Raw genomic sequence first — 15,849 nt, 5'->3', positions numbered from 1 at the left:
TCAGAGGTTTGTGTTAAGGTGGGAATATTAAATGTTATCTAAAATTGACGTGATTATTTTACATCCTTCAATAATTTCTTTGCTTGAAATAGTAAGTGGAGGTGTAATTCTTATGGCTTTAGGTTCAAAAAGTAGCCAAAATAGAATCAAGCCTTCATCTTGGGCTTTGAGTATAACCTCGTTAGCAATTTCTGAATTTTCTACTATTGCAGCAAGCATTAATCCTTTTCCTCTTATTTCTTTAATATGTTTATGATTAAGGTGTTTTCTTATTAATTTTTCTTTTTCAAGAGTTTCTTTAATAAGGTTGGATTCTGTGATTTCTTTCAAGGTAGCAAGTGCTGCAGCAGCAATTACAGGATTGCCTCCAAAGGTTGTGATATGTCCAAATTTTGGATTATCGCTTAGACTTAGCATCATGTCTTTAGATGCAGTAAACGCTCCGATTGGTAATCCTCCTCCAAGACCTTTGCCTGTAACAACAATGTCTGGCTGGCAATTATAGTTTTCAAAACCAAATAGTTTGCCTGTTCTACCAATTCCTGGTTGAATTTCATCTAAAATAAAAACAGCACCAACCTCATTGCATCGTTTTTGAACCTTCTGAAGGTAATTATTCTTTGGTTCAATAAAACCAGCACCACCTTGTATGGTTTCTAAAATTACAGCAGCTGTTGTATCAGTGATTTGTTCTAGGTCAGTTTCAGAATTAAAAAATATATGCTTAATATCTGGTATTAAAGGTAAAAAAGGAGCTTTACGTTCTTCATAATCCATAAGGCTCAACGAACCCATAGTGTTGCCGTGATAGGAGTTTTTTGCTGCAATAATTTCTGTTCTACCTGTATAGCGTCTAGCAAGTTTTAAGCTACCTTCTATGGCCTCAGTACCAGAATTTACAAGATAAGTACTCTCTAATGGTTCTGGTAAATGGCTGGCAATAAGTTTAGAAAGCTCTAAAGCAGGTTCTTGAATGTATTCTCCGTAAACCATTACATGAAGGTATTGGTCTGCTTGTTCCTTTATAGCGTTAACAACTTTAGGATGGGAATGTCCTAATGAACATGCTGATACACCTGCAACAAAATCTAAATATGACTTTCCGTTTTTGTCAAAAATATACGAGCCTTTAGCATGGCTTATTTCCATAGCCAAAGGATGAGGAGATGTTTGAGCCTGATATTTAAAAAATTCGTTTTGCAATTATTGACCTCCTTTTGCTTTCAGTTTTTTAGTCTTATCAGAAACTTTTGCAGGTTTGCTTTTTGGTATCGAATCTGCTTTTGCTTTCATTGCAGGTGACTCTACTTTTTGCTTAATTCCTTTAGGATTAGTCGCTCCTTTATCTTCTTCTTTAGGAAGATTTCGGGCAGCCTTATTTGGTTTATTAGGTGTGTCCTTGCCTGCTTCTTCAACACGTTCAATAATACTATCATCAAAGAAATCTTCTGGTGGCACGTAATCATCTAAACCAGATATTTTTGGTAAGTCTAGAGGCGGATCATCTTTAAATAGATCCTCTACAGATCCTGGGCGTTCTTCACCTCTCCAGTCAAAACCTCTTAATCTCCTGGCGTTTCTAGGGAAATCAGGTTCTGGAAAGATATTACCATCAATCTGATTGATAAATCTTACTTCTTCAATAGCTTGTTCTACAATTTGAATATTAATACTACCAGATTTAGATTTTTGAATTCCTATGAGTTCATTGGTTTCATTTCGCATGTATCTAATAGTCTCGGCATTTTTAATGATGTCTACATTATAGAGTTCATTATCTCTAAACAGACCAATTAATTGTTGACCTTTTATTTGGTTATAACCATCTTCACTAATAGTATCCTTACTCACCAAAAATGCGTTATTGAATACTTTTAGAGAGTCTAGTTTCTCAGTTTCGGTATTAGAAATTAGATGAATGGTATCTCCTGTCATTTGGTTACCAATGTTCCATAACACAGGTTTGCGAGCTGTTGCAAAAGCATCTGTTGAGCTATATCTACTTAGGTTTATGAGTTCAGTTAATCCAGTTTTATGGTCTACATGAATAGAATCTGCCTTACCAGCCAAATCACTTTTATAGAGTTTGGCATTGTAATAAGCTCTAGTAATACGATTATCTTCATTGCCTGTAACCATTAAGGTGTCTGCATGCAAATACACAGAATCTTTTTCTTGTACAGTGATAGCTAAAGCACGTTTGGTAATAAAAACAGAATCTTTATCGCGCCAAACCTCTGCGTAGTGACCTTTTACAATACTATTGTTTATGGTATCTGTAACCTTTATATTATTGGTTGCTGATGCAAAACTACTGTCACGATCAAAATAGATACTATCGCCTTCAATTCTTCTGTTGTCGTAGTCTATTTTTGCATTTCGTTGAAAATAGCCTGTATTGTCATTAGTGTCATAAAAACCACGCTCTGTATAGATTTTACTTTCCTCTCCTACGATGGTAGAAGGTCCAAATAAATATGCATGTCCATTATCAGGGAAAAAATCTAGGCGTTCAGTATTTAAAGTATAATCAGGATTTACAAGTACCACATCTTTAGTAAACTGATACTTTTTACTGTTCATGTAATAACGACCTATTTGACTTGTAATGGTTCCGGAAGAATCTCTCACAACTTTACCACTAGTGTCATAATAGGCTAGTTGGCGGATTCTGTCAAAATACAATTTATCTGTAGTTAATACCGAATTTGGCTCGGTTAAAACTACTTCTCCTTGAGCAAATGCTAACTCGGTTTTACCACTGTATTCTACATATTTGGCAACCATATTAATAGAGTCGCCTTGCTTAACTAATACCTTTCCAGAACCACCGCTGTAGGCTTCAATATAATCTTGGTCTTGATAGTACACGGCTTTATCACACCAAAGATTAACACCTTTGTGAATAAAATGTACTTGCTGAGAATCATCTCTAAGAAAAATTAAAGCACCATCTTCTACATCTGGATTTGATGTTGTAATACCTGAGTATTCTACGACTATTTTTTGCTTGTCTTGAGCAAAGCTAAACGAAGAAATACAAAGCGTAATAATTAAAATTAGATTCTTTAAACTATTCAAAGCCATATGGTTTTTAAAAAATAACACTAATAGATTAGCTTTAGTATGGGTTAACAGTTTTTTTAACAGAATCTATAATTCAAAAATTACACTGTTTTTCTAACAATCGTCTGTTTACGATCAGGACCAACAGATACTATTGTAATAGGGATATTAAGTTCTTTTTCTAAAAACTCAACATAAGCATTAAAAGCCTCAGGTAATTGAGATGCTTCTGTCATACCAGTTAAATCTTCAGACCATCCTTTTACTTCTGTGTAAATTGGTGATACGTTTTCTTCTTCAATATTGTATGGAAGGTGTGTAATTGTTTCACCTTTATAATTGTAGGCTGTACATACTTTTAAGGTTTTAAAACCAGACAGTACATCACCTTTCATCATTATTAATTGAGTAACACCATTAACTTGACAAGCATAGCGAAGTGCTACTAAGTCTAACCATCCACAACGTCTTGCACGACCTGTTGTTGCTCCAAATTCGTGGCCAACACGTCCCATAGTTTCTCCATCTTCATCAAATAATTCCGTTGGAAAAGGACCAGAACCAACACGTGTTGTGTAGGCTTTAAAAATACCAAAGACATCTCCGATTTGATTTGGCGCAACACCTAAACCTGTACATGCACCGGCTGCAGTTGTGTTTGATGATGTTACAAACGGATACGTTCCAAAATCAATATCTAAAAGCGATCCTTGAGCACCTTCAGCTAAAATAGTTTTACCAGACTGTTGTGCTTGGTGAACGTACTCTTCAGAATCAATAAACTTTAGTGTTTTTAGAGTTTCTATAGCTTCAAAGAAATCAGTTTCTAATTCCTTTAAATCGTATTGAATGTCTACATTATAAAAGTCTATCATAGCTTCGTGCTTATCTGCCAAAGCTCTGTATTTTTCTTTCCAGTCAGCTAATTCAATATCTCCAACTCTAATACCATTTCTTCCGGTTTTGTCCATATATGTTGGACCAATTCCTTTAAGAGTAGAACCTATTTTTGCTTTTCCTTTTGAAGCTTCACTCGCAGCATCCAATAAGCGATGCGTAGGTAAAATGATATGTGCCTTACGCGAGATGCAAAGGGATTTTTTATAATCAACATTTTGCTCATCTAACTTGTCTAATTCCTTTTTAAAAATAACAGGATCTATAACTACACCATTACCAACTAGGTTTACAGTGTCGTCATGAAAAATACCAGAAGGTATAGTGTGCAAAACATGCTTTCTGCCATTAAAAACTAAGGTGTGACCAGCGTTTGGCCCACCTTGAAAGCGTGCAATAATATCGTATTTAGAGGTGAATACATCGACAATTTTACCTTTGCCTTCATCTCCCCATTGTAATCCAAGTAGTAAGTCTACTGCCATTTTAAAAAATTAGTTAGTCTTCTTTTTTACGGTTACCGTAAAAGTATAGTGAATGATTAGTTATTTCAATGTTAAAAACCTCTTCGATGGTCTTTTTAATAGATTGAATGCGTGGATCACAGAATTCTATAACTTCACCTGTGTCGGTAAGAATGACGTGGTCGTGTTGCTTATCAAAATATGATTTTTCATAGTGTGCCTGGCTTTGGCCAAATTGATGCTTGCGTACCAATGCGCACTCTAAAAGTAATTCTATGGTATTATAAAGTGTAGCTCTACTTACACGATAGTTTTTATTTTTCATTTTAATGTATAAAGACTCGATATCAAAATGTTCTTCGCTATCGTATATTTCCTGAAGTATGGCGTAACGTTCAGGTGTTTTTCTATGGCCTTTATCTTCAAGGAATTGTGTAAAAACTCGTTTTACAATTTCCTGATTACTTTCTTCTGTTGTTGCATTCATAATTAAGGTGCAAATTTACATAAAAATATAGGATAAGAATGATTTAATTTTGGATTATAGTTGAAAGAAATGAACAAGTTTTCAAGACTATTAATCTGTAAAAATCAAACTCTTACTACTTTGTCTATGCCATTAATTGTTTTAAGTTTATCTATGAGATTTTTAAGCATAGCTTGGTTTTTTACTTCAACCGTTATGTCGCCGTTAAAAATACCATCGTCACTAGAAAAACTTATACTTTTCATGTTAACATGAAGGTTTTCGGAAATGAGTTTTGTTATATCGTTTACTAACCCAAGATTATCTATTCCAGATAACTTAATATGAGAAGTGTAAGCGCGTTGACTAGAATCTATCCATTTAGCAGATTGTATTCTGTAGGCATAGTTAGACTGCAAACTTACTGCATTTGGACAGTTTTTTTTGTGAACCTTTATTCCGTCATTTATGGTAACAAATCCAAATACTTTATCTCCAGGAATTGGGTTGCAACAATTAGCAAGTGTGTAGTTGAGACGTTCTTCTTCCTTACCAAAAACCAACATATCGTACTTGGAAGTAATCTCTTCCTTGTCTATATCCTTGTTTGGCGCATCTGGTTTACGGATTTTGCTTTTTATATAGCTCATAAAGGCGTTGCTTCTGGATGAAGCAAAGGCCTTGAGTTTAGCGTTATCTATAGTGCCAATACCAACACGATAAAATAAATCTAAAGATGTTTTAAGCTTAAAATAGTTGACCAACTCATTCACACTTTTTTCATTGAGTGTAATTTTGAGTTGCTTTAACTTACGTCTAAGAATTTCCTTGCCTTCTTCGGCTATTTCTTTGGTATGTGCATTTAATGCCGATTTAATTTTACTACGTGCTCTTGCAGTTGTGGCGTAGTCTAACCAGTTAGCGTTTGGCTTGGCGTTTTCTGAGGTTAATATTTCTACACGGTCTCCACTTTGTAGCTCGTGACTAAGAGGTACTAATTTGCCGTTGACTTTTGCACCACGAGTTTTCATACCAACTTCGGTATGAATACTAAATGCAAAGTCTAGTGGAGTAGCTCCTTTTGGTAATGACTTTAAATCTCCTTTTGGAGAAAAAACAAAGATTTCTTTTGAGTAGAGGTTTAGTTTGAATTGTTCAACAAAATCTACAGCATTAGCCTCGTTATTTTCTAAAGCTTCTTGAAGTCTGTTGATCCATAGGTCTAAACTATCTTCTTTATCGTTGGCATTTTTGTATTTGTAGTGTGCTGCATAGCCCTTCTCGGCAATCTCATTCATACGCTCACTACGAATTTGTACTTCTACCCAACGGCTTTTTGGTCCTACAACAGTAATATGAAGCGCTTCATAGCCTGTAGATTTAGGTGACGAAATCCAATCGCGTAAACGAATTGGGTTTGGTGTAAAGTGGTCTGTAACGATAGAATAAATTTTCCAAGCCAGAAACTTTTCGTTTTCAAAATCTGATTTATAAATAATTCTAACAGCAAACTTGTCGTACACCTCGTCAAACGAAACTCCTTGTTTTACCATTTTTCGTCTTATGCTAAAAATGGATTTTGGTCGTCCTTTAATTTCGTAATTAAGACCTTCTTTGTTTAAGGATTTTTCAATGACTTTAGAAAAGGCTTTAATGTAAGCATCTTGTTCTTCCTTGCTTTCTTGCATTTTCTCTAGTATGTCATTGTAGACTTCGGGTTCGGTATATTTTAATCCTAAATCCTCTAGTTCGGTCTTAATATTGTAAAGTCCAATTCTATGGGCTAATGGAGCATAAATGTATAAGGTTTCTGATGCTATCTTTACTTGTTTATCTGCACGCATAGAGTCCATAGTTTGCATATTATGCAAACGGTCTGCAATTTTAATGATGATAACACGCACATCTTCGTTTAGCGTTAGCAGCATTTTACGGAAGTTCTCTGCTTGTAGGGATACATCCATTTCCTTATTAAGGACAGATATTTTTGTAAGTCCGTCTACAATACGAGCAACGGTTTCGCCAAAAAGACGCTCCATATCATCAATGGTGTAGTTAGGATTGTCTTCAACCACATCATGAAGTAGAGCAGCAGCAATAGACGTCGCATCCAAGCCAATCTCTTGTGCCACAATTTTAGCCACAGCAATTGGGTGAAAAATATAAGCCTCACCAGACTTACGACGTTGATCTTTGTGCGCATCTAGAGCTACCTCAAAAGCATGACGAATGAGTTTTTTATCGTCTTTGCTTAAGGTCTGATAGCTTACTCTGAGTAACTCTTTGTAGGCTTTTGCAATGGCTGCATTTTCTTTTTCAATGTCTACTTCTGTCATAAGAACTAAAGTAAACAAAGTCTATGAGATAGGCAATGGGTTTTTTGGAAGAAATTTTTTGGGTTTGATATTCGTTTTGTGTGAGATTTTAAGTCATAATCGCTAGGCGGTTAAACAAAATAACATTGGATTACAATTACTGATTTAAGTCTTAGTTATGCAGAGATATAGATTTTTATTTCCAGTTTCTAAAATCAGTGTATAAGTATCCATTGTCAGATAAAATTCGCTTGTTATATTCTGAGTGGTTGTGTTTGTCCCAAAATACTAAGTTAATATGGACTACACATTTATACTTTCTTAAATCAGTTGTTATTGATCGTTCTAACTGTCCATTTCTTTCAACAACTTCATAATAACCGACGGGTTTTATGTATTCTAAAGAATCAAAACAATACTTTAGAGAAATTCTGAAATTTTTCGATTCGAATTCCCAATAATTTCCAGCAGAGACGTTTTTATTTAAAATCGAATTACATATTTTAACATCAACTTCCGAGACTTGAGTAGAATCAGAGGTAGATTTTATTTTTACATGTTGCGTAAAGCAAATGTCATTATCGTTTATATTCCACTCTTTGACTTCTGAATAACCTCTTTTCTCACTAAAGACAAAATTATTAATCCAATCAGAAACTTGATTTTCTTCAGAATTACTAAATTTTATAGACTGACTTTCGATATAGCCCAAAACACTTTCTGAAACATCACTTTCTGTCGATTTTATAAATTTTATTATTGCATCAGTAGGACTCTCACAGTTGTTTGGTTGTGCGCCTACTACTATTTTCTCTTTCTTAGTGTTACATCCTAAAACCAGAAATAGAAAATTAATTAACAATAAATTCAAAAATACTTTAGTCATTATTATGTTAAAACAACATAGGGTTCATAGATATAAATTAATTCAAAGATTCTTCTTTCACATATTAGGGTCTACCAACAGTTGTAACGAAGTTCGCCTTTTATTTCTTTATAGTAAACCCAACAGGTGCTTTTAGTTTAGAGGAGTCGTACATGTTAATGTATATAGAAACGGTATCTTTTGCGTTTTCCCAAGTAACACGATAGTTGTCTAGCATTACGCTACCAAATCCATAAGGATCATTATCACTTTTAATTGGGCAACAACTCCCAGCTCTATAATATGAAATCTTTTCACCATTTGGTCCTGCCAATGCATTAAGAAATCTTCTTTCATTTCTTGGACCTTCAGAGTTTTTAGCTCCACCAACTTCAACTGGATTTTTCGGTGAGAAGCCATAAGTTTTATCTGTAGATATTTCTGTAACCAAAAATGTACTACTATCACGAAGAATTTGAGCTGTGTTTTTGGAAGCCTCCTTAGTTGCTGAGCAAGAAATAAAGATTGTTAGTATTCCTAAAATTAATAGTTGTCTATTCATTTCAATGTTTTTTTATTGTTGGTAAGTATTTTAGAGCATTAATCCATTTCAGTGATAAATATCACTAATAACGAAGAACGACTTTTTATTTCATAAAGTCAAGTCTATGAGCTAAGTAATATTTTTTTTACAACTTTTCTTTAATGGCTTTTCGCCAAAAGTAAATTCCAAAAACACAGGTAACAATAGCGAACATAATTCCGTTTTCGCCATGCCAATGTTCTGCACCTTGGGTTTTAATTGTTAGAGGTGGTAGTATTTTTTGTATGTACACATTGCTTACCGCATGAAATAGTACTGCAGGCCAAAGACTTTTGGATTTAAAAGTGTAGTAGGCCATAATAAAAGACATAGAAATAATTACGATAAAGAATGTTGTAAATTCTAATAGTACATTATTGCTGTAGTAGACAAGTAGCGGCCAATGCCAAGCTGCCCAAATAACTCCACTAAAAACAGATACACCTGTAAAGGAAAGTACTTTTCTTAATTCGTAGATAAAAAAGCCTCTCCAACCGATTTCTTCTCCTAATGTTGTTGCCGATGCTCTTATTACTTCTACGGTTCCTAATAAGATGATAGCTATGATTGTGATAGATGTTGAACTTAATGTGCCAATACCAAACAAACCAAGTTCTTTTCCCCATTCTGTAATGGATGCTTTACTGGCTAAGCTTCCAAAGCCTAAAATCCAGATAAGTAAATAAGTGATTATGGCATATAATGCGGGAATAAAATATGAGAGTCGGATGTATTTCCAATTTCCCCAATTCCAATTTAAAGATGAAATTTTGCGCCCTTTTATTTTTAAGGTAATAAATGCTGCTATTGCAGGACACCACATTATGGCACCAACATATATTCTTGAGGGAAATAAGTTTACAATAGCATAATGAAAAGGGAACGTTAGAGCAAAAACCAGTACGATAAATAGAAAGATTGTTTTCCAAACTTCTTTTCTTTCTGATGGATTTTTAAGCATTTGGTTTTCTGATTGGTTTGTTTTATAGAGACGAAAGGTGTGTGTTTTTGTTACATTGAGCGTCTCACCGTAATCTAATAACTTATGTATTAAGTTGAGGAAGTTTGACTATTGGCTCTGCATGAAGTAAAGGTTTGTAACCTTCTAATCATTCTTATTTATGCGATAATAATCAAAGTCAACATAACCACCAGCCTCTTCTGTAGCGAAATTAAATAACCCAAAGCGATAACCCATAAAGTGCTTGGTGAAGGTATATACCATGTTTAAAGTATTGCCTATTTTTTGCCAGTTCTCACCATCGAGACTATAATAAAAATAGGCTTCATCAGTTTCAAAATCGCAATCTATTTTAAAATACACATTTTCTTGATGAAGAGGAATTCGTTCTATCTCTTTGAACGACTCACTTAATTTGTTTATCATTTTGATGCCCTGTTTTTGGTCTTCATCTTCAAAACCCAATCTAGACTGCGTCATTACAATGAACATTTTATTATTTTCTTTCTTTACACCGACGTAACCGAATTTGTTTTGAAAGGCAATAAGACCTGCAACATCGCCATTTCTCATTTTACTAACATTCACTAAGGTTGTGGCTGAAGATTTAGGGCCAAACGTACGTTGGGTAAGTGTGTTTTTTGCGAATAATACATTTTTGTCTATACGACCTGTTGTAATACGCAGTCGACCAGGATTTTCAAGAATAGCCCAGTTTTTGTTATCAGGATTATGATTCCATTGCCATGCTAGCGGAAGTTTTGGGTCATTTTCTTTTCGTTCAAACTCATCAGAAGCTACAATGCCAAAAATACCATTTGAATTATCTGGTAAATCTAGGGTTTCAGGTACTTTACCATTAGTTCCCAAAACAGGCCAATCATTTTCCCATTTAACAGGAACTAAGTAGGGAATTCTACCAACACTTCCTCGGTCTCCAAAAAGCATGGCATACCAATTTCCGTCTGGAGTGTCAATTAATCCACCTTGTGCAATATGTTGGTCTTGAAGTACAACACGACCTTCATAAGGACCGGTAATTTTATCAGCTCTATGCACAATTACTGTGCGTGCCCAATGACTTTTAGGTGACGCTATATTGAAAAGGTAATATTTTCCGTTTATTTTGTGTATTTGGCAGCCTTCACCAGGCAAACCTCCAACTTCATCTTTTCCAAAAACTAAGTTGACATTATCTATAATTACTTTTTCTATACCGTTTGGTTTTATTGCTGAGGCATCTGGAAGTAATTCAACAAGTTTTATAGTTCCACCTCCGTAAAGCATATATACCTTACCATCATCATCAAAAAAGAGAGAGTTGTCATGAAGAACAGGTTCAAAAGAATGGGACTCCCAAGGTCCTGTTTCAATATTTTTTGTTTTGTAAACATGGGTTTTGCCTGATGTAGCGGAAAAAGTGGAAACATAGAATGTGTCATTATGATAACGAAGGCTACTAGCCCAAGACCCTTTTCCGTATGCTTCTTGACCATTTTCAAGATTCATTATATCATTCTCTACTAAACGGTCGTATGCATAACCAGCGATTTCCCAGTTGACTAAATCTTTGGATTTCATGATTGGTAACCCTGGACTCATATGCATTGTGGTGCTACTCATATAGTAAGTATCACCAACTCTAATGGTGCTAACATCTGGAACATCTGCCCATATAACAGGGTTTTTAGCAACTTGAGCATAAATGCTAACTAAACTCAAGTTGAAAAGTGTAATTAAAACAGTTAGTATTATTCTCGAAATATGATTTTCTTTTATCATTGTTAGCCTCAGATTGTTGATTAATGCTTAATTATAAGATAACCAAGTTCGGCTTTTTCTGTTATAAAATCAAGCTTTTAATTTCCTTAAATTTTTTACACGGTCCAAAAGCGTTGGATGCGAATAATGCATAAACACATAAGCTTTGTGAGGAGTTAAATTACTTAAACTGTTCTTTGATAGCTTTTTTAAAGACGTAATTAGTGGCTCAGCTTTGTAGGTGTTTTTGGCATAATCATCCGCTTGATATTCAAAAACTCTTGAAACGTAATTCATAATCAAACCTGTAATTTCTGAAATGGGCGAGTAGAGCAATCCAAAGGCAATTAACCCAACATGAAAACTAGGTTGCTCTACACCAATAGCATAAGATAATAATGGATTTGAAATAAAAATCGATAAAATGTATAATGTCAATCCTGTAAGTAAAACAGAAGCAATCAAATTGAAAATAATATGATTGCGCTTATAGTGCCCTACTTCGTGTGCCAAAACTGCAACAATTTCTTCATCGTCTAAATCATTGACCAAAGTATCGTAAAGTGTAACACGCTTTTCACTTCCAAAACCCGAAAAATACGCATTGGCTTTAGTGCTACGTTTAGAACCGTCAATGATGAATATTTTGTTCAGGCTAAAACCAACAGAAGCAGCATAATTAGATATTTTTTGTCGTAAATCTCCATCTTCTAGAGGTGTTTGCTTATTGAACATGGGTACAATGAGCTTAGAATAAAACATGTTCATAAACACCGTGAATACGGTTACAATTCCCCAAGCATACAGCCAAAATTGATTCCCTGTAATTTGATAAAACCAAATAATTAAGGCAATGATACCACCACCTAATATGGCCATCATTACTAAGCCTTTTAATTTATCTAAGATAAATGTCTTTTTTGTGGTTTTATTAAAGCCAAATTTTTCTTCAATCACAAAGGTTTTGTAATAAGCAAATGGTGTAGTAATTATGTCGCTAGCAATCATAATAATTCCAAAGAAAATTAATCCAATAATGATAGGGTTATCAGAATATTTTCTGGCTATATTGTCTACATATTCAAAACCATCTAAAAACAGAAAACCTAAGGTTAATACTAATGAAAATGAAGAAGACCATACACCAAATTTGTAATTGACTTTTTTGTAAGCTTGCGATTTTTTGTATTCGTCTTCATCGTAAACATCATTTATTTCAGAAGGAACAACATCGTTAAAATGTTTGGCATTTAACGCATCTAGAATTTTATCCTTTATAAAGTTGATAAGGATTATGGCTATGATGATGTAGAAAAGGGTTTGCGCTGTCATTATGATTAGTAATTAATAATGAATGATTAATAATTTAGTTATTCCTTTGAAGATTGTATAATCTTAAATAATATTTTTAGGATGCTTAAGAGTTCTTTTTCTAATTCTTCAAATTCCTCTATGGTAATATAGCTAGTGTCTTTTAGTATTCTAAGCCAGTAGTGAGTTTCTCTCGCTTCTTTATATGAAATAGACATTTTTGCTCTAAAGTCTTTTTTAGAAATCCCTCCAATAGCTTCTTCAACATTGGCACCAATGGAGGTTCCTGATTTTAATAGTTGTCTTGATAATACGTACTCTTTATTGGTAATTAGCGTTTTACTGAGATGCACTATTTTGATAGCAAAATTATAAGACTTGGTTGCAATTATATTCTCTTTCATTACTAATTCTTCATCAATCATTATTCATTAATTCGCCTTTGGCGAACTGCTTCAAAAATAAGAATTCCTGCAGCAACAGAAACATTCATAGAGTCGATAACACCTTGCATTGGTATACTAATGTTTTGTGTAGCTGCATCTCGCCATTCCTGGGTTAGTCCTGTGGCTTCTGTGCCAACCACAATAGCTGTTGGTAAGGTGTAATCTTGCGTATGATAAGGCTCAGATTCTTGCAGAATAGCAGAGAAAATGTTGAAATTGTAATGCTTTAAAAAATCGATAGCTTCAGTAGTGCTTGCCATCGCAATTTGTGTTGTAAAGACACAACCAACACTAGAGCGTATAATATTTGGATTGTATAAGTCTGACTTTGGGTTGGCAATAATCACAGCGTCTACATTAGCAGCATCAGCAGTTCTTAATAAAGCACCAATATTACCTGGTTTTTCGGGTGCTTCAGCAACTAAAATTAAAGGGTTTTTGTTAGTGAGTTTTAAATCTTCAAGTTGGTGTGCTTTACTATTTACGACAGCAATAACACCTTCTGTGGTGTCTCGATGTGCCAATTTTTGAAAAACTTCTTTAGAAATTTCAATAATATCAATACCATATTGCGACATGGCTTTTGCTTCACTTTCAGAAAATAAATCTGGGAAAAATAAAAGTGTTTCAATCTTGTAGCCACCTTTTATCGCCAAAGACAACTCACGCTTACCTTCAATTAAAAACTGACCTGTTTTTTTTCGTTGTCTAGATTTTTCCTTTAACTGATAAAGTTGCTTTATAAGTGGATTATTAACACTGTTTATAACTTTTGACATATTATTGTTATAAATTTAAAGAGTAAAAATACTTTAAAAATGAGGATAAAACTACTTAATATCTTATTGCTTATTCTAATTACTTTTAATTCAGATGCTCAAATACCACCACCTTGTGGTATAACACCAATAGTAATTTGCGACCAAGATTTAGATGGTGTTGTTTTGGTAGATTTAAGTGAGATTTTTCCATTTAATTTTTGCAGTATAACATCAAGTGAAGCTTCTAATTATTACCCTTTAACTTATTATTTAAGTGAAGAAGATGCTTTAAATTCTGCTAATGCTCTTAATGCAGAAAGTTTTTTTGCATCTGAATACCAGGATATTTACAGAAGAGCTGATCCTATTAATAGTGAAGAGCATAATGTTTTGATTGCAGGTGAACCTTTAATTATTGGAACAGCACCTACGGCAAATTGGCCTACGCCTTTATTTAATTGTGAATTTGATGACTCGGGTTTTTCGGTTTTTGATTTATATTCAAAAAGTCAAGAAATTATATATGAACCATCAGATTTAGGTAATTATTTAACATTTTATGAAACATATGATGACGCTATTAATCTAATTAATCCTTTACCTTTAGAATACACAAATGTTACACCTAATAATCAAACTATATTTGCGTGTGTATCTCTTAACCCATTTCCGGTTGAATATAATTGTAGGGAAATTGTTGAATTAGATTTAATAGTCAATGGTTCGCAATGTGAAGATATCTCTGTAGATATTGTAAGAATTTCTGCACCTCCAAGACCTGGTTTTGCCTATTCAAATAGACTATATATTTCTAATGAGCATACAACTACAGTAGAAAATGGGAATGTGGAATTTTTGTATGGAGATCTGCTTTTGTTTCAGGATATGAGTTTTTCTAGTCCTAATTTAAGTGCCACACCGTTAACTAATGGTTTTAGTGTAAATTTTACCAGTTTAGAAGCAGGAGAAGAAGTTTACGTAGACTTTAATTTTTTATTGCCTTCTGATGTACCATTAGGTACTATTCTTAGTAGTAATGCTACCTATACAACAAATTCGACCGATTTTAATCCGATAAATAATAATTCTAGTCTTACTTTAGCAGTTGTTGGTTCATATGACCCTAATGATAAAATGGAGTCCCATGGTCCCAGTTTGATTTATGATGATTTTATTAATAGTGATGAATGGTTATATTACACCATTCGTTTTCAAAATATAGGAACTGCTGAAGCCATTTTTGTTAGAATCGAAGATGAATTAGATGTTCAGTTAGATGAAAGGACATTTCAGATGTTGCGATCAAGTCATGATTATTCTGTAACACGAGTTGGTAATAATTTAGAGTGGTATTTTGATAACATAAATTTACCTGCAGAACAAGATGATCCTGCTGGTAGTGTAGGTTTTGTATATTTTAGATTAAAGCCTAAGCCAGGTTATGCTATAGGAGATATTATTCCAAACAATGCGGCAATTTATTTCGATTTTAATGCACCAATTATAACCAACACATTTAATACAACTTTTGTAGAGACACTTTCAGTTAATGAGTTGGATGCTACACAAGTAAGTGTTTTTCCAAATCCAGCTGAAGAGAAAGTGATTATTACGGTAAATCAGAATGTAGTAAAGTCTACTGATTTATCATTGTTTGATATTCAAGGTAAAATGATTAATGTTCCACAAAAGGAGTTAGGTAATACTATTGAATTGAATGTATCTTCTTTAAATTCAGGGCTTTATTTTGTAAAATTTAGAAACGGAAACAACTCATTTATTGAAAAATTGATTGTGAAGTAATAATTACTATAAACAAATTTTCAATATTAGAAATCTAAGCCTACATCACAGGTAGGAATTTTATGTGTTTATCTGTTTTGTATCTGTAAGTCAAATAGATGTCTTATATTAAGGTGCTATAAACTTTAGTTAGCTAAACTAAAAATCAAT

Annotated in this window: 13 protein-coding genes; 1 reads left to right on the top strand and 12 read right to left on the bottom strand. The window is 33.7% G+C overall.

Translation table 11 applies throughout. The annotated features are described in order from the left end of the window. Positions 1 to 27: 27 nt before the first annotated feature. From V1468_RS15505 to V1468_RS15450, 12 genes are all read right to left on the bottom strand, one after another. Positions 28 to 1,149 carry an aspartate aminotransferase family protein gene (locus V1468_RS15505; protein WP_408647379.1) on the bottom strand — a complete coding sequence of 374 codons (1,122 nt, stop codon included), beginning with the start codon at positions 1,147 to 1,149 and terminating at the stop codon, positions 28 to 30. A 54-nt stretch (positions 1,150 to 1,203) separates the two neighbouring features. Beyond that, on the bottom strand, positions 1,204 to 3,087 hold the full coding sequence (locus V1468_RS15500) for an OstA-like protein (protein ID WP_331811119.1): 1,884 nt from the start codon (positions 3,085 to 3,087) through the stop codon (positions 1,204 to 1,206). A gap of 80 nt (positions 3,088 to 3,167) precedes the next feature. Beyond that, a complete protein-coding gene (locus V1468_RS15495; protein ID WP_331811118.1) occupies positions 3,168 to 4,448 on the bottom strand; it encodes an adenylosuccinate synthase in 1,281 nt (426 codons plus the stop codon). Between the two features lie 13 nt (positions 4,449 to 4,461). Next, positions 4,462 to 4,914, bottom strand: coding sequence for a Fur family transcriptional regulator (locus V1468_RS15490; RefSeq protein WP_331811117.1), 453 nt, complete (start codon positions 4,912 to 4,914; stop codon positions 4,462 to 4,464). A 104-nt stretch (positions 4,915 to 5,018) separates the two neighbouring features. Then, on the bottom strand, positions 5,019 to 7,229 hold the full coding sequence (locus V1468_RS15485) for a RelA/SpoT family protein (protein ID WP_331811116.1): 2,211 nt from the start codon (positions 7,227 to 7,229) through the stop codon (positions 5,019 to 5,021). Between the two features lie 175 nt (positions 7,230 to 7,404). Then, the gene (locus V1468_RS15480) at positions 7,405 to 8,094 is read right to left on the bottom strand and encodes a hypothetical protein (RefSeq protein ID WP_331811115.1); all 690 of its coding nucleotides are present in this window, start codon (positions 8,092 to 8,094) and stop codon (positions 7,405 to 7,407) included. 100 nt (positions 8,095 to 8,194) lie between these two features. After that, positions 8,195 to 8,635, bottom strand: coding sequence for a 2-dehydro-3-deoxyphosphooctonate aldolase (locus tag V1468_RS15475; RefSeq protein WP_331811114.1), 441 nt, complete (start codon positions 8,633 to 8,635; stop codon positions 8,195 to 8,197). 127 nt (positions 8,636 to 8,762) lie between these two features. After that, positions 8,763 to 9,617, bottom strand: coding sequence for a CPBP family intramembrane glutamic endopeptidase (locus tag V1468_RS15470; protein WP_331811113.1), 855 nt, complete (start codon positions 9,615 to 9,617; stop codon positions 8,763 to 8,765). Positions 9,618 to 9,761: 144 nt separating this feature from the next. Continuing rightward, positions 9,762 to 11,399 (bottom strand): glycoside hydrolase family 43 protein, encoded by a 1,638-nt coding sequence (locus V1468_RS15465; RefSeq protein ID WP_331811112.1) that lies wholly within the window; start codon positions 11,397 to 11,399, stop codon positions 9,762 to 9,764. Between the two features lie 69 nt (positions 11,400 to 11,468). Beyond that, a complete protein-coding gene (locus V1468_RS15460; protein ID WP_331811111.1) occupies positions 11,469 to 12,710 on the bottom strand; it encodes a M48 family metallopeptidase in 1,242 nt (413 codons plus the stop codon). A gap of 38 nt (positions 12,711 to 12,748) precedes the next feature. After that, positions 12,749 to 13,093, bottom strand: a complete 345-nt coding sequence (locus V1468_RS15455) for a four helix bundle protein (protein ID WP_331811110.1) — start codon at positions 13,091 to 13,093, stop codon at positions 12,749 to 12,751. A 20-nt stretch (positions 13,094 to 13,113) separates the two neighbouring features. After that, positions 13,114 to 13,914 carry a TrmH family RNA methyltransferase gene (locus V1468_RS15450; RefSeq protein WP_331811109.1) on the bottom strand — a complete coding sequence of 267 codons (801 nt, stop codon included), beginning with the start codon at positions 13,912 to 13,914 and terminating at the stop codon, positions 13,114 to 13,116. A gap of 39 nt (positions 13,915 to 13,953) precedes the next feature. Here V1468_RS15450 and V1468_RS15445 point away from each other — a divergent pair, with 39 nt between their 5' ends. After that, positions 13,954 to 15,699: a T9SS type A sorting domain-containing protein gene (locus tag V1468_RS15445; RefSeq protein WP_331811108.1), complete on the top strand. Its 1,746-nt coding sequence runs from the start codon at positions 13,954 to 13,956 to the stop codon at positions 15,697 to 15,699. Positions 15,700 to 15,849: the final 150 nt, after the last annotated feature.

The sequence above is a fragment of the Winogradskyella poriferorum genome, assembly GCF_036553625.1.
Taxonomy (GTDB): domain Bacteria; phylum Bacteroidota; class Bacteroidia; order Flavobacteriales; family Flavobacteriaceae; genus Winogradskyella; species Winogradskyella poriferorum.
This window is presented reverse-complemented; position numbering and strand designations above follow the sequence as displayed.

What these genes read in the sequence shown, in the direction of transcription:
- V1468_RS15455 (WP_331811110.1), bottom strand. Translation starts at nt 13,093, where the DNA reads ATGAAAGAGAATATAATTGCAACCAAGTCTTATAATTTTGCTATCAAA.
- V1468_RS15470 (WP_331811113.1), bottom strand. Translation starts at nt 9,617, where the DNA reads ATGCTTAAAAATCCATCAGAAAGAAAAGAAGTTTGGAAAACAATCTTT.
- V1468_RS15465 (WP_331811112.1), bottom strand. Translation starts at nt 11,399, where the DNA reads ATGATAAAAGAAAATCATATTTCGAGAATAATACTAACTGTTTTAATT.
- V1468_RS15500 (WP_331811119.1), bottom strand. Translation starts at nt 3,087, where the DNA reads ATGGCTTTGAATAGTTTAAAGAATCTAATTTTAATTATTACGCTTTGT.
- V1468_RS15460 (WP_331811111.1), bottom strand. Translation starts at nt 12,710, where the DNA reads ATGACAGCGCAAACCCTTTTCTACATCATCATAGCCATAATCCTTATC.
- V1468_RS15505 (WP_408647379.1), bottom strand. Translation starts at nt 1,149, where the DNA reads ATGGAAATAAGCCATGCTAAAGGCTCGTATATTTTTGACAAAAACGGA.
- V1468_RS15485 (WP_331811116.1), bottom strand. Translation starts at nt 7,229, where the DNA reads ATGACAGAAGTAGACATTGAAAAAGAAAATGCAGCCATTGCAAAAGCC.
- V1468_RS15450 (WP_331811109.1), bottom strand. Translation starts at nt 13,914, where the DNA reads ATGTCAAAAGTTATAAACAGTGTTAATAATCCACTTATAAAGCAACTT.
- V1468_RS15490 (WP_331811117.1), bottom strand. Translation starts at nt 4,914, where the DNA reads ATGAATGCAACAACAGAAGAAAGTAATCAGGAAATTGTAAAACGAGTT.
- V1468_RS15475 (WP_331811114.1), bottom strand. Translation starts at nt 8,635, where the DNA reads ATGAATAGACAACTATTAATTTTAGGAATACTAACAATCTTTATTTCT.
- V1468_RS15445 (WP_331811108.1), top strand. Translation starts at nt 13,954, where the DNA reads ATGAGGATAAAACTACTTAATATCTTATTGCTTATTCTAATTACTTTT.
- V1468_RS15480 (WP_331811115.1), bottom strand. Translation starts at nt 8,094, where the DNA reads ATGACTAAAGTATTTTTGAATTTATTGTTAATTAATTTTCTATTTCTG.
- V1468_RS15495 (WP_331811118.1), bottom strand. Translation starts at nt 4,448, where the DNA reads ATGGCAGTAGACTTACTACTTGGATTACAATGGGGAGATGAAGGCAAA.